12 protein-coding genes are annotated in these 13,558 nt (G+C 71.4%); 3 read left to right on the forward strand and 9 right to left on the reverse strand.

Annotated features, from left to right (window positions below; translation table 11 throughout):
* The first annotated feature begins 109 nt into the window (after positions 1 to 109).
* Together J7E88_RS03945 and J7E88_RS03950 are read left to right on the forward strand one after the other, a co-directional pair.
* Positions 110 to 1,468 carry an NAD(P)-binding domain-containing protein gene (locus J7E88_RS03945; protein ID WP_215177173.1) on the forward strand — a complete coding sequence of 453 codons (1,359 nt, stop codon included), beginning with the start codon at positions 110 to 112 and terminating at the stop codon, positions 1,466 to 1,468.
* Positions 1,469 to 1,473: 5 nt separating this feature from the next.
* Positions 1,474 to 2,769: an MFS transporter gene (locus J7E88_RS03950; protein WP_215177175.1), complete on the forward strand. Its 1,296-nt coding sequence runs from the start codon at positions 1,474 to 1,476 to the stop codon at positions 2,767 to 2,769.
* A 12-nt stretch (positions 2,770 to 2,781) separates the two neighbouring features.
* Here the strand turns inward: J7E88_RS03950 and J7E88_RS03955 are convergent, their stop codons facing one another.
* The 6 genes from J7E88_RS03955 to J7E88_RS03980 form a co-directional block, all read right to left on the reverse strand.
* Positions 2,782 to 3,861, reverse strand: a complete 1,080-nt coding sequence (locus J7E88_RS03955) for a S1 family peptidase (protein WP_215177177.1) — start codon at positions 3,859 to 3,861, stop codon at positions 2,782 to 2,784.
* A gap of 133 nt (positions 3,862 to 3,994) precedes the next feature.
* Positions 3,995 to 5,053, reverse strand: coding sequence for a sphingomyelin phosphodiesterase (sph, locus tag J7E88_RS03960; protein ID WP_215177179.1), 1,059 nt, complete (start codon positions 5,051 to 5,053; stop codon positions 3,995 to 3,997).
* A 64-nt stretch (positions 5,054 to 5,117) separates the two neighbouring features.
* Entirely contained in the window at positions 5,118 to 6,356 is a 1,239-nt protein-coding gene (locus J7E88_RS03965) for a cytochrome P450 (RefSeq protein ID WP_215177181.1), read from the reverse strand.
* 34 nt (positions 6,357 to 6,390) lie between these two features.
* Positions 6,391 to 7,815 (reverse strand): FAD-dependent oxidoreductase, encoded by a 1,425-nt coding sequence (locus tag J7E88_RS03970; protein ID WP_215177187.1) that lies wholly within the window; start codon positions 7,813 to 7,815, stop codon positions 6,391 to 6,393.
* The gene (locus J7E88_RS03975) at positions 7,772 to 7,984 is read right to left on the reverse strand and encodes a ferredoxin (protein ID WP_308307271.1); all 213 of its coding nucleotides are present in this window, start codon (positions 7,982 to 7,984) and stop codon (positions 7,772 to 7,774) included. Before J7E88_RS03975 ends, J7E88_RS03970 begins: the two co-directional genes overlap by 44 nt.
* 123 nt (positions 7,985 to 8,107) lie before the next feature.
* On the reverse strand, positions 8,108 to 8,746 hold the full coding sequence (locus J7E88_RS03980) for a hypothetical protein (RefSeq protein ID WP_215177189.1): 639 nt from the start codon (positions 8,744 to 8,746) through the stop codon (positions 8,108 to 8,110).
* Between the two features lie 614 nt (positions 8,747 to 9,360).
* On the opposite strand from J7E88_RS03980, the gene J7E88_RS03985 reads away from it, so the two are divergent.
* On the forward strand, positions 9,361 to 10,236 hold the full coding sequence (locus J7E88_RS03985) for an oxygenase MpaB family protein (RefSeq protein WP_215177190.1): 876 nt from the start codon (positions 9,361 to 9,363) through the stop codon (positions 10,234 to 10,236).
* On the opposite strand, the gene J7E88_RS03990 is transcribed toward J7E88_RS03985, so the two are convergent.
* The 3 genes from J7E88_RS03990 to J7E88_RS04000 are packed head-to-tail and all read right to left on the reverse strand — an operon-like array spanning position 10,211 to position 13,505.
* Complete coding sequence (locus J7E88_RS03990; protein WP_215177191.1) at positions 10,211 to 11,608, reverse strand: GH1 family beta-glucosidase; 1,398 nt, start codon at positions 11,606 to 11,608, stop codon at positions 10,211 to 10,213. The genes J7E88_RS03985 and J7E88_RS03990 overlap by 26 nt on opposite strands.
* Positions 11,609 to 11,658: 50 nt before the next feature.
* Positions 11,659 to 12,561: a carbohydrate ABC transporter permease gene (locus J7E88_RS03995; RefSeq protein ID WP_215177193.1), complete on the reverse strand. Its 903-nt coding sequence runs from the start codon at positions 12,559 to 12,561 to the stop codon at positions 11,659 to 11,661.
* Complete coding sequence (locus J7E88_RS04000; RefSeq protein ID WP_215177195.1) at positions 12,558 to 13,505, reverse strand: carbohydrate ABC transporter permease; 948 nt, start codon at positions 13,503 to 13,505, stop codon at positions 12,558 to 12,560. Before J7E88_RS04000 ends, J7E88_RS03995 begins: the two co-directional genes overlap by 4 nt.
* Between the last annotated feature and the right edge of the window lie 53 nt (positions 13,506 to 13,558).

Here is a 13,558-nt window from a genome sequence, read left to right on the forward strand (position 1 = left end):
TGATGCCAAGACATCGACAGATATCGAATCAATCAGCCGGTCCTCTGCTTCCCTGTGAGGCCACCGGCTTCCACACCTGACTCACCCGTCCAGAAAGAGGCCTCACCTCATGAGCTCGCACCCAGACCTCCCCGTCGTCGTCATCGGAGCCGGCCCGGCCGGCCTGGCCGCCGCCGCCCACCTCGTCGGGCGCGGCATCGAGCCCCTGGTCCTGGAGGCAGGACCGGTCGCGGCAAGCGCCGTGCGCGACTGGTCGCACGTCAGGCTGTTCTCCCCCTGGTCCGAGGTCGTCGATCCCGTGGCCGAGAAGCTCCTCGCCCCCACCGGCTGGACCGCACCCGACGCCGCCGCCTACCCCACGGGCGGGGACTGGGCGGAGCAGTACCTCCAGCCGCTGGCCGACGTCCTCGGCGCCAAGGTCCGCACGGGCGCCCGTGTCACCGGCGTCTCGCGCCTCGGACGGGACCGTGTCGTGGACGCCGACCGCGATCAGCAGCCCTTCACCGTCCATGTCTCGTACGCCGACGGCCGCGAGGAGCGGCTCACCGCCCGCGCCGTCATCGACGCCTCTGGCACCTGGACCATCCCCGGCCGCATCGGTGGTGACGGGCTGCCCGCGCTGGGCGAGCGTGCCGCGGCCGACCGCATCTCCTACCGGGTTCCCGACCTCAAGGACCCGGCCGTACGGGCCCGATACGCGGGCAGGCGCACCGCCGTCATCGGCTCGGGCGCCTCCGCCTTCACCGCCCTCGCCTCCCTGGCGGACCTGGCCGAGGAGACTCCCGGCACGCACGCGGTGTGGATCCTGCGCCGGGGCATCAGCGGCAGCACCTTCGGCGGCGGCGAGGCGGACCAGCTCCCCGCCCGTGGCGCACTCGGCCTCGCGGCGAAGGCCGCCGTCGACCAGGGGTACGCCGACGCGGTGACCGGCTTCCGCACCACCGCCGTCGAGAGGACCGGTGAGCAGCTGGTGCTCGAAGCCGAGGACGGCCGACGCCTCGACCCCGTCGACGAGGTCATCGTCCTGACCGGTTTCCGCCCCGACCTGTCCTTCCTCGACGAACTGCGCCTCGGACTCGACGAACGCCTCCAGGCCCCCGTCGAACTCGCCCCGCTGATCGACCCCAACCAGCACTCGTGCGGCACGGTGTACCCCCACGGGCACCGCGAACTGGCCCACCCCGAACCGGGCGTCTACCTCGTGGGCATGAAGTCCTACGGCCGCGCCCCGACGTTCCTCGCCATGACCGGCTACGAGCAGGTCCGCTCCATCGCCGCCGCCCTCGCCGGCGACCTCGAAGCGGCCGACCGCGTCGAACTGACCCTGCCCGAGACCGGAGTCTGCGGCGGCGCCGGACTTTTCGACCAGCCGGCAGCCGCCCAGGCCGAGTCCGGCGGCGGGTGCTGCGCCACCCCGAGCACCCTCCAGATCGGCGTCGGAGCCCCTGTCTCCTCCGGCGGCTGCTGAACCTCGTGACAGACCTCGATGCGAGCGGGGCCGCGACCGGAACAGGGGACCGGTGGCGGCCCCGCGCCGCCCTGCCTGCCCTGTGCGCGACCCAGATCACCAGCTGGGGCATCGTCTACTACGCCTTCCCCGTGCTGAACCCGCAGATCACCGAGGACACCGGCTGGTCGGCGGGTGCGACGACGGCCGCGTTCTCGGCCGCGCTCCTCGTCTCCGCGCTCGCCGGAATCCCCATCGGCCGGATCCTCGACCACCGCGGCCCGCGCGCCGTCATGACCGTCGGCTCCCTCATCGGCACGGCGAGCCTGGCCGTCGTGGCAACCGCCCCCAACGCCGCCGTGTTCACGGCCGGGTGGCTCCTCGCCGGGCTCGCCATGGCCGCCACCTTCTACCGGCCCGCCTTCGCCGCACTGACTCGCTGGTGGGCGCCGGGCCACGTGCGCGCCCTCACTCTCGTCACCCTCGCCGGAGGACTCGCCTCCACCCTCTTCGCGCCCCTCACGGCCGTTCTCGCCGACCACCTGTCCTGGCGCAGCACCTATCTGGTGCTCGCCGCGATCCTCGCGGTGGTCACGGTGCCCGCCCACGCCCTCGCCCTGCGCGGCCCCTGGCCTCCGGCCCCCACCGCACCCGCCCCCGCGGAGGGAAGTGTCGCCTCCGTGGCCCGCAGCCGACCGTTTGTGCTGCTGGCCACCGCCTTCACCCTCTCCGGCTTCGCGATGTACGCCGTCGTCATCGCCCTCGTCCCACTCCTGCTCGAACGCGGCTGCACCACCACCCAGGCCGCCTGGATCCTCGGCATCGGCGGCGCCGGACAGACCGTCGGACGCACCTTGTACGCCGCCCTATCCCGCCGTGTCGGCCCAACTCCCCGCACTACGGCCCTCATGGCCCTCGGCGGTGTCACCACGGCCGGTTTCGCGCTGATCCCGGGCCCGTACGCCGTGCTGATCGTGCTGTCGGTCGTGGCCGGCATGGTCCGCGGCAACCTCACCCTCCTGCACGCCACCGCCGTCACCGAACGATGGGGCACCACCCACTACGGCAGGCTCTCCGGTCTCCTCACGGCCCCCGCCACCATCGCCGCCGCCCTCGCGCCCTTCGCCGGGGCCGCACTCGCCGGATCCCTGAACGGCTACCCCGCGCTCTTCCTCACCCTCAGCGCATTGTCCGCCGCGGCCGCGGTACTGGCCGCCGTCAGCTCCACCACGCGCACCGGGCCGGGCAAGCGCTCCACCACACGCACCGGGCCGAGCAAGCGGAAGGGGCATGCCCACCACCGTGGGCACGCCCCGCTGTGACGGAACGACCAGTCAGTAGACGGCGACCCCGTACGCGCTCAGCGCCTCGCGCACCGGCTGGTGCAGGGCCGAGCCATTGGTGCCGGTGCAGCCGGAGCTGCCCGAGTGGATGCCCAGGGCCGTGGAGCCCGCGAAGTGGGCGCCACCGCTGTCACCGCCCGCGGAACAGGCCGTGGTGCGGACCAGGTTGTGGACCGGTCCGCCGCCGTAGTTCACGGTGACGTTCACCGCGGTCACCGTGCCGCTGGTCACCTTGGTCGTGGAGCCGGACTTGCTCAGGGACTGGCCGACGATCGCGTCGGCCGCCGAGCTGATGTCCTGGTTGCTGCCGTTGTAGAGGTTGACGTCACCCGCGGGTTGCGAGCCGTCGGTGTACCGGACGAGGCCGTAGTCGTTGGTCGGGAAGCTGGTGCCCACACGGGTGCCGATGGACGGCCCGCCGGACGTGGCCGACCAACTGCTCGCCGAGTTGGTGCAGTGCCCGGCGGTCAGGAAGTAACGGGTCGTCCCCTTGGAGACGTTGAACGCCGCCGAGCAGCGGTAGCCGCCGCCGTAGACCGCGTCCCCGCCCACCACTTCCTCGGTGAAGATGCCGGGGACGCGCTTGATCCGCACGCTGTCGCCGAGCGTGGCGGCGACCTTCCTCAGCCGGGCCATGTCGCGGGCGGACACGGAGGAGTCGGCCTCGATCGCGACCTGGTTGGTCGAGGGGTCGACACCCCACGACGTACCGGCGATCTGGGCCTTGGCCCGCAGGGTGTCCATCGCGGACCGCAGCTGTGCCTTGCTGCGGGAGACGAGCTCGGCGCGGGCACCGGTTGCCCGTACCCTCTCGGCGGCCTCGGCGTCCGTCACCGTGACCACCAGCTCGCCGCTCGCGGCGTCGAGGTAGGAGCCGGCGGTGCGGTCCCCGAGGTCGCGTGCGATCCGGCTGTGCTGGGCGTAGTGCGCGGCAGTCGCCGCGACGCCCGGGGCCGGGCTGCCGGCCGCCTTCGGGTCGTCGGCGGCCGCGGCAGGGGTGGAGCCGAGTCCGACGGCCGTCAGGGCCAGAAGGGCGGGAAGGCAGATGTGCGCGCGGAGCGTGCGTCTCATCGGGGCTTCTCCTTCTACGAGTCCGTGGGGGGATTGCCGCGGGGACGGCAATATGGACTGGACCAGTCCGGAGTGCGGACTCAATCTGGCATGGCCCTGACATCGACACAAGGGTGGTGCCGCGCGCTTGCGCCTACTGGCCGGAGGCAATCACCGGATAGTGGTCGGACAGATTGGTGTACGTGTACGTGATGCCCCAACTGGAGACCGACCAGGGCGGACTCTGCTCCTTGATCACCTCATTGGTCCAGCCCGCGGGCTTCGCGTGGCCCGCACGGTGCAGCACATGGTCGAGATCCTCGCGGGGGTCGTCGGGATAGCGCTCCGCGGCGATCGAGTTCTCCTGGGTGTCGAAGGAGTACGGGTGGCCCGTCCGCGCGTCCGCTCCCGCGAAGCCGCCGGCGGCGAGCATCGAGGCGTACTCGGGAGTGCGCGAGTCCACGTTGAAGTCGCCCGCCACGACGACTTGCTCGGTGGCCGGGATGTTCTTGCCGTCCAGGAAGGCGTCCATTGCGCGGAACTGACGGCTGCGCGTCTCGGCGGCCTCGCCCGCGTCGCACCCGGGGTCCGTCGACTGGGCGTGTGTGCCCACGACGTGCACCTTCGTGCCGTTCACGTCGAGGACCGCGTACACGAATCCCTTGTTGGAGTACCAGTCCGCACCGCAGGCGTCCGCGTAGACGTACTGCTCCTTGCGCACGATCGGCCACTTGCTCAGGACCGTGACACCCCCGTCCTCGGGAGTGGTCGCCGAGTACGCGCCGCCTGTCGCGTCCCAGCCGTTCTTGCTCCGGCCCATCACCGGCGTCTGGTACGGGTACCGGTTCGCGGCCCTGCTCTTCAGTGCGTCCGACGAGGAGTTGTCGAAGGCCTCCTGGAGCACGACGACGTCGTGGCCCTGGAAGAACGGCGCCGCGGGGATGGCGGCCGCCCGGTGGTCCTGGCCCCAGTTGGGGTAGAGCGACTTGCTGAACAAGAACGCGTTGTAGGTGAGGACCTTCAGGTTCGGCGTACCGGCGGCCGGGGCCGCGGCCGCCGTCGGAGCGGCGCCCGCCAGGGCGGTGGCGGTGAGCGCGGCGGACAGGACGGCGGACACGGCGGCGCCGGAGAAACGGCGGAGCTCTGCGTGCGGCACTGGATCTCCCGTTCGTGGTGGGGGGTTCCCGCCGGCCTGTGGACCGGCGCCGCACATCAAAGCAGCCGTAGTTACCTTCTGGTAATAGGCAGGTGCCCGCTTTCTTTACGCCGTCCCACGATCAGGGGCGGATCCCGTCGCAGGCGAGGGGCAGATGCCGCGGCCCGCGCAGCACGGCGTTCTGCCGGTACGGGGGCGGGTCCTCCAGCAGACGTGGGTTCTCCAACCTGCGGGCCAGTTCCGACAGGGCGAGTTGGGCCTCCAGCCGGGCGAGTGGTGCGCCGAAGCAACTGTGGATGCCGCTTCCCAGGCCGAGGTGCTGGATGTCCCGGCGGTCCGGGTCGAAGCGGTCCGGGTCCTCGAAGCGCTGGGGGTCGCGGTTGCCGGACGCCAGAACCAGCCAGAGGGAGGCGCCCTTGGGAATGGTGACGCCGCGGACCTCGATGTCGGCGAGGGTGGTGCGCTGCGGCACCAGTTGCACCGGCGGCTCGAAGCGCAGCAACTCCTCCACGATGGGCACGGCCAGCCGCGGATCCGCACGCAGCTGCTGCAGGACGTCGGGGTTGCGCAGCAGGGTCAGCATTCCGTTGGTGACGAGGTTGACGGTGGTCTCGTGCCCCGCGATCAGCAGCAGCGCAGCGGTGCTGAGCAGTTCCATCGTGGTCATCGTGCCGTCCTGGCCCTTGGCCGTGGCCAGTTCGGAGAGGATGTCGTCTCCGGGCCTCCTGCGGCGCTCCTCGATCAGGCCGGCCAGGTACATGCCCAGCTGCGTACGGGCGTCGTGCGAGGCCTTGCCCCGTTCGGCGGGATCCGCGTCCGGGTCGGGGTCCAGGCTCGCGGCGATGGTGTCCGCCCAGGTGTGGAAGCGCGCCTCGTCCTCGCGCGGCACCCCGAGCAGCCGGCAGATCACGGTCACGGGGAAGGGGTACGAGAACTGCTCCACCAGATCGAACCGGCCGGTGTCGCCGATGCCGTCGATGAGACCGGAGACGATGCCGTGGAGCTCTCCACGCATCCCGTCGACCCGGTGGGGGGAGTGCGGCGGACCGAAGGTCCGGTTCGTCATGCGTCGCAGCCGGTCGTGCTCCGGCGGGTCGAGCCGCAGGAAGCTCGGTGGCAGGGCGCTCTCCTCCTCCTGGGCCGACTCGGCCAGCGGGTCGCGGGCGGTCGATGCCAGATTGCGGGCGTCGGAACTGATCCGGGGATCGTGGAGAAGGCTGCGGATCTCGTAGTAGGTGCTGACGACGTACGGCCCGTCCTCTTCGTGGTGTACCGGTGTCTTCCGCAGCTCTTCGTAAATCGGGTACGGATCGGGGCGGTTGGCGTAGTCCAGGATCTGGTGCAGCAGGGATTGCGTCATGGCGGGTCCTCGGGGCCGTGCGGGTCAGTGCGGATCAGTGCGCGGGAGTGAACGTCATCCGGCGGTCGGCCGGCGAATATCCGCTGAGGGTCACAGTGGGGCCGTGGGTCGGGACCGACGGGTCGGGGAAGTCCGCGTCCATCGGCCGCTGTCCGTCCGTGGGCCGGTCGACCGTGGGGAACGGCGGCGGGAACGGCGCGGTGGTCTCGATCAGCTCCTGGTAGAACGGCAGCCACCGGGCATGGTCGAAGGCGACCGCGCCGATGACGCGCCCCTGGTACCCGTAGACGCCCATGAACCTGCCACTGTCGAGCGTGCCCTGCGCGATGATGATCTCCGTCCCCAGCGACGGCACGCCCACCGACTTGATGTTCACGCCGAACTGCGAGGACCAGAAGGCCGGCACCCACAGGTGGGGGAGACGGTCGGTGCTCTCACTGAGCATGTTGTGCGCCGCGATCTCGGCCTGGGCGACGGCGTTGCCCCAGTGCTCCAGGGACAGGAACTGGTAGCCGAACAAGGCGTGCGGGGAGCGGGCGACGTCGCCGGCCACAAAGATGTCGTCGGTCACGATTCCGCGGATGTCGAAGGCGCGGCAGCCGGCGTCGCAGGCGATGCCACGGGGGCCGGCCCCGAGTCCGGACCCGGCGAGCCATTCGGTGTTGCGGGTGGCGCCGAGCGAGACGACCACCACATCGGTCTCCACGGTGGAGCCGTCCGAGAGATGCGCCGCGCGTACCCGTCCCGAGGAGTCTCCTTCCAGAGCGGTGACCATGACCCCGCACCGCAGATCCACGCCGTGCTCGCGCTGGAGGTCGGCGGCGACGGCGCCGACCACCCCGCCGAGCGCGCCGACCAGGGGTGCCGCAGCGCGCTCTGCGACGGTGACGGGGAGGCCGCGTTCGCGGCAGGCGGAGGCGATCTCCGAGCCGGTGAACCCGGCGCCGATGACGAAGACCCGCTTGGGTCCCTCGGCGAGCCGCCGCGCGAGCGCGGCGCCGTCCTCGCGGGTCCGCAGCACGAAGACGCCGTCGAGTTCCGCCTCGGCCTCACGCGGCCACGGTCGGGCCCGCACCCCGGTGGCGATCAGCAGCCGGTCGTACGGCACCTCGTCGCCGTCGGCCAGACGCACTCGCCTGGCGGCCATGTCCAGGCCGGTGGCCGGTACGCCGAGCCGCCAGGTCGCGTCGACGGCCCGGCGCCTGGGCAGCGCGGTGCGGTCGGCGGGCGCCATGCCCAGCAGCACCTGCTTGGACAGCGGGGGTCGGTCGTACGGCTCGTAGGGCTCGTCGCCGATCATCGTCAGGGAACCCTCGAAGCCCTTGTCGCGCAGGGTCTCCGCAGCCCGCAGGCCCGCCAGCGAGGCGCCGACGACGACGATGCGGCCCTCACGTTTGAGCCGTTCCAGGGATCCGTCACCGTTCACCGGACACCGCCTCGGTTGGTGCGTCCATCCCATCGAGGAGGATGGCCTGGACGGGGCAGGCCGCGGAGGCCTGTGCCAGCTTCTCGCGCTGTGCCTCGTCGGCCTCCGGGTTGTACAGCAACCCCTCCTCGCCGTGCATGACGAAGACTTCGGGGGCGAGAAAGGCACATTGCGCGTACCCCTGACAGCGGTTCAGGTCCACGACAAGCCTTACCAAGGGATCGGTCCTCTCCAGTGGGCTCGGGTCACCCCCTGGGACAAGCTTCGGGGGCTGGAGGAGATGTGGCGACGAGGAAGAGACTGTTGGAGTGAGCGCTGCCCCGGCTCAGACCGGGGCGGCGGGCCGTGACCCGGCGGGACGCCGGCCGCTCAGGATGTACAGGCTGATGACCAGAGCCCAGGCGGGAAAGACCAGTTCGGACCACGGCAGGTCCGCTCCCACCACGAGCAGTGTCAAGCCCGCCAGATAGCCGAGGACGACCAGCGGGCGCGGGAAGACGCCGAGTCGGCGGCCGATGGCCGAGGTCGTGAAGATGAACACCGCCGCCATCCGCATCGTGTACGTGGTCAGCAGGGTGTAGGCGAAGTGGCGGCCGAAAGGCGAGTGCTGCTGACTCTCGTCGAGCACGGTCCCGGCCGCCGCGGCGCTGCCGAACAGGGTGGCGACGAAGATCAGTCCGCTGCCCAGGAACACGGTGGAGACGAACCGGTCCTCCGCCTCACCGGCCTGTTCCCGCAGAGCCCCCATGAACCACAGGAAGGCGATCCCGGCGAACGGAAGCAGCGCCAGCGCCGTCTGCACCGCGTCCCGCTGCCCGGCGTCGACGGTGATGTCGTCCCCGTCGGCCCCGCCGGGCAGGGCAAGGCGCACCAGGACGATCGCCGCGGCGATCAGGAGGGCGAACACCACCCCGGCGATCCCGGCGGCCCGCGGTGTCCCGAGGCGCTCGTGCTTCGACTCCATGGTTCCTCGCTTTCTGTACTCCTTTCTTACAGACAGCAGCGATTCGGCAGCTCGCGCCACCGGGGCCGCTCGGGAGGACGAGCGCGGTGCGCCGTACAGGTCATGGACGACGCGGGCTTCCCGGTGTCGTCCGGCGGGGCTCGCCGAGCCGCCGCTGAGGATGATCGGCCCTGTCCACCGTTGCGGCTCATGGCGGTCGGCCGGCTCTCCCCTGTCAGAGGTGCTCTCGCTGGTCCTCGCGGTGCCGGCCGCGTACGCCGTCACGCGGTTCAGGACCCCGAGCGGGCGCGCCTTCATCCTCGCCGCACTGGTGACCAGGATGGTGCCGCCGGTCGCCGCCGGCGTGCCGCTCGTCGGCCAGGGACGGCGGTGGACCGCAGGACGATGCCCCGGACCCGGCGCGCAGGTCGGGGCGGGGGCCGTCGGCCTCTCATGGCAAAAGAGGGCGAGCGACCGCAGCACGCGTCCCGCTGAAGCCGGCGTTCTGGGCGAGGACAGCCGGCTGGACTCTGCGTCGCCCGGGGTCCGGAGAATCCCTGATGGCGGCGGGGCGCATGTGCTCCGGGTCGCATACTGGGAGATGACCGACCGGGCCGCACCCAGGGAGAGAACCGATGAGCAGGGCAGCCGCCGAAGACCTGCTGCCGCCCCCGCCCGGCGGCGTGCTCTGGGGCCTCGCCGGTGACGTCCGCGCCCTGCTGATGCTGCCCGCGGCGCTCACCATGCAGGTCGCCCACCCCGCGGTCGGCGCGGGCGTCGACGAGCACTCCGTCTTCCGCACCGACCCCTGGGGCCGCGGTGAGCGGTCCCTGCGCTCGCTCCAGCTGTGGATCTACGGCGGCGAGGAGGCGGCCGACGAGGGCCGGCGGCTGCGCGAGCTGCACCGCACCATCCAGGGCACCGACACCCACGGCCGCCGCTACCACGCGCTGAATCCGGCCTACTACTCCTGGGTCCACGCCACCGGCTTCCCCGTCTACCGCCACGCCGCCCGCTACCTGGTCCGCGAGCTCACCGAGGCCGAGGAGCGGCAGCTGTACGCGGAGTGGCTCCAGGTAGGCCGGATCCTCGGGATCCACGACCGGGACATGCCGCAGACGATCGAGGAGTTCTGGCCGTACTACCGCAAGGTGCTCGCCGACGAGATCGAGCCGACCGTCGTGGTGCGCGAACTCGTCGACGTCCACCAGCGGGTGCCGCCGCCGGACCGGGGACCCGCGCCGCTGCGGCTCGTGCTGCGGATCCTGTGGCCGCTGCTGCTGCCCCCGCTCGCCCGCTTCCGCCGCTTCATGACGATCGGGCTGATGCCGCCCGAGGCCCGCGAGGCCATCGGCCTGGACTGGACGGACGAACAGGAGCGCGCACTGCGCCGGTTCGGCAGCGTCGTCCGCGCCGTGGTGCCCCTCCTCCCCGAGCGGCTGCGCTATCTGCCCCTTGCCCGCGAGGCGCGCCGGGCCCAGCGGCTCAGCTCAGCCCGCCGCGGGCGATGACGTCCGCGTACCAGTGCGCGCTGTCCTTGAAGGTGCGCCGCTGGGTGGCGAAGTCGACGTGCACGATGCCGAACCGCTTGCTGTACCCGTACGCCCACTCGAAGTTGTCCAGCAGCGACCACAGGAAGTAGCCCCTTACATCGGCGCCGTCCTCGATCGCCCGGTGCACGGCCGTGAGGTGCGCGCGCAGGTAGGCCACCCGCTCCGGGTCCTTGACCTCACCGGCAGGGTCGGCGTAGTCGTCGTAGGCGGCCCCGTTCTCGGTGATCACCAGCGGCACGCCCGGCAGGTCGTCGCGCAGCCGGGTCAGCAGTTCGTACAGACCGTCCGCGTCCACGGGCCAGTCCATCGCGGTGCGCGGGCCGGGCGCCGGCAGGAAGCGCACATGCTCCTCCGCGCCCGCCCACGGCGACGGCGCGTCGGAGGAACCGGCGGCGACGACGGTGGGTGAGTAGTAGTTGATGCCCAGCGAGTCGATCGGCGCCGACGCCGCTTCCAGATCACCGTCCGCGACGAACGACCAGTCGGTGACCGGCGCGGTGTCCCGGATCAGGTCTTCGGGGATGCGGCCGTGGAAGACCGGGTCCAGGAATATCCGGTTGCCGACGGCGTCGATCCGGCGCGCCGCGTCCCGGTCCGCGGCTGACTCGGAAAGCGGCCGTACCGCATGGAGGTTGAGCGTGAGCGACACCTCCGAGTGCGACGGCAGCTGTGAGCGCAGCACCTGCGCCGCCCAGCCGTGCGCCAGATTGAAGTGGTGTGCCGCGCGCAGCGAGGCGAGCGGGCTGGTGCGGCCCGGCGCGTGCACCCCGTTGCCGTACCCGAGGAACGCGGCGCACCACGGCTCGTTCAGCGTCGTCCAGGTCGCCACCCGGTCACCGAGCGCCCCGGCCATGATCCCCGCGTACTCGGCGAAGCGCTGCGCCGTCTCGCGCTGGGGCCAGCCGCCCGCGTCCTCCAACTCCTGCGGCAGGTCCCAGTGGTACAGCGTGGCCACCGGCCGGATGCCCGAGGCGAGCAACTCGTCGACGAGCCGCCGGTAGAAGTCCAGGCCCTTCTGCACGGCGGGGCCGCGGCCGGTGGGCTGCACCCGCGGCCAGCCGACCGAGAAGCGGTAGTCCGTGACGCCGAGCCGCCGCATCAGCGCGATGTCCTCGCTCATGCGGTGGTAATGGTCGGCGGCGATGTCGCCGGTGTCGCCGTTGCGGACTTTGCCGGGGACGCGGCTGAACGTGTCCCAGATGGACGGGGTGCGCCCGTCCTCGGCTGCCGCACCCTCGATCTGGTACGCCGCTGTGGCGGTGCCCCAGCGGAAATCCGCCGGGAACCGGTGCGTCGCCGTGGTGTCGGGGCGTGCGTCGAGCGCGGTCATGAGGATGGAACTCCCAGGAGTGAGACGTTGTGCGAGGGGGGAGGCGGAGGTCAGCCCTTGACCGCGCCCTGCATGATTCCGCCGACGATCTGCCGCCCGAGCACGCCGAAGACCAGCAGTACCGGGAGCGTGCCGAGCAGCGTGCCCGCCATGATCACGGACTGGTCGTGGACATAGCCGCCGCCGAGCTGGCGCAGCGCGACCTGGACGGTCGGCTCCTGCGAGGAGAGGGCCACGATGGGCCAGAAGAAGTCGTTCCAGGCGGCCATGAAGGTCAGCATGCCGAGCACGGCCATGCCGGGCCGGGCGACGGGCACCACGATCTCCCAGAAGATCCTGGCCGTGGAGGCGCCGTCCACGCGTGCGGCCTCGATCAGCTCGTCCGGCAGGGACTGCACCAGATACTGGCGCATGAAGAACACGCCGAAGGCGGACACCAGGCCGGGCAGGATCACGGCCTGCAGCTGGTTCACCCACTGCAGTTCGGCGATCAGCATGAACAGCGGGATGACGCCCAGCTGCGGCGGGATCATCATGGTGCCGACCGTGACGGCGAGCAGCGCGCCCCGGCCGCGGAAGCGCAGTTTGGCGAAGGCGAAACCGGCGAGCGTGCAGCACAGGACCGTGCCGACGGTGATGGAGCCGGACACGATGAAGGAGTTGAGCAGCGCCTTGCCGATGTCGGCCTCCTCCATCACCGCCTCGAAGTTGCGGATGAGGTGGGAGCCGGGCAGGAGCGTCGGCGGCACCTTGGCGAGGTCGGCATTGGAGCGGCTGGCCGCCACGATCGTCCAGTAGAAGGGGAACGCGGAGACGAGGACGGCGGCGATCAGGATGGCGTAGGCGAGCTTGCCGCCCTTCATGGTGCGGCCCGCGCGGGAGCGGCCGCGCCTGGCCGGGGCGGGCTTCTGGCGGGCCGGCTGCTTCGTCGGCGGGTCGGCGAGCGCGGTCATCGGCCGGCCTCCTTGCGGGAACGACGGCGCGCGACCAGGGCGTTGACCCCGACCAGCACCAGGATCAGCAGGAACATCACCCAGGCGATGGCCGCGGCCCGGCCCAGGTGGAAGAAACCCCAGCCCTGCTCGTACATGTAGAGCCCGAGCGTCTGGTACTGGTGCGAGATGCCGCCGGAGATGGAGCCCTCGAACAGCAGCGGCTCACCGAAGAGCTGGGTGGCGCCGATGGTGGAGACGATCACGGTGAAGACGATGGTGGGCCGCAGGCCGGGCAGCGTGACATGGAAGAACTGCCGCCGGCGCGAAGCCCCGTCCATCTCGGCCGCCTCGTACAGCTCGCTGGGGATGGACTGCATGCCCGCGAGGTAGATCAGCGCGTTGTAGCCGGTCCAGCGCCAGATGACGATGGTCGACACGGCGATCTGTGAGGCGACGGTGCCGGTCTGCCAGTCGACGGGACCGAAACCCACCAGCCCCAGCACGTAGTTGATCAAGCCGAAGTCGCGGCCGAAGAGCTGGGCGAAGACGAGCGTGGCGGCCGCGACCGACGTCGCGTACGGCAGCAGCATCGCCGTGCGCAGGAACGTGCGCCCGCGCAGCCGGTAGTTGAGCAGATGCGCCAGGCCCAGCGCCATCACGAGCTGCGGGACCGTGGACAGCACCCCGATCGTGAACGTGTTGCGCAGTGAGGTCCAGAAGAACTCGTCGCCCAGCAGCGCGGTGTAGTTGCCGAGGCCCCGCCACTCCATCTCGCCCGGAGTCTGCAACTCCACCCGGTACAGCGACACGAAGGCCGTGTAGAGGAGCGGAAAGAGACCGAAGGCGGCGAAGAGAGTGAAGAACGGGGCGATGTAGGCGTACGGCGAGACCTTGCGCCAGGCGCGCCGCACGGCCGGCGGCCGTGCGGGCCCGAGCGGTTTCGCGGAAGCGGTGAGGGTCACGGTGCGGCCCTTCGAAGGGAGTCGGTACGGGCGGGGCCTCCGGGCCGGTCCGG

The organism is Streptomyces sp. ISL-10 (assembly GCF_018614575.1).
Lineage (GTDB): Bacteria > Actinomycetota > Actinomycetes > Streptomycetales > Streptomycetaceae > Streptomyces.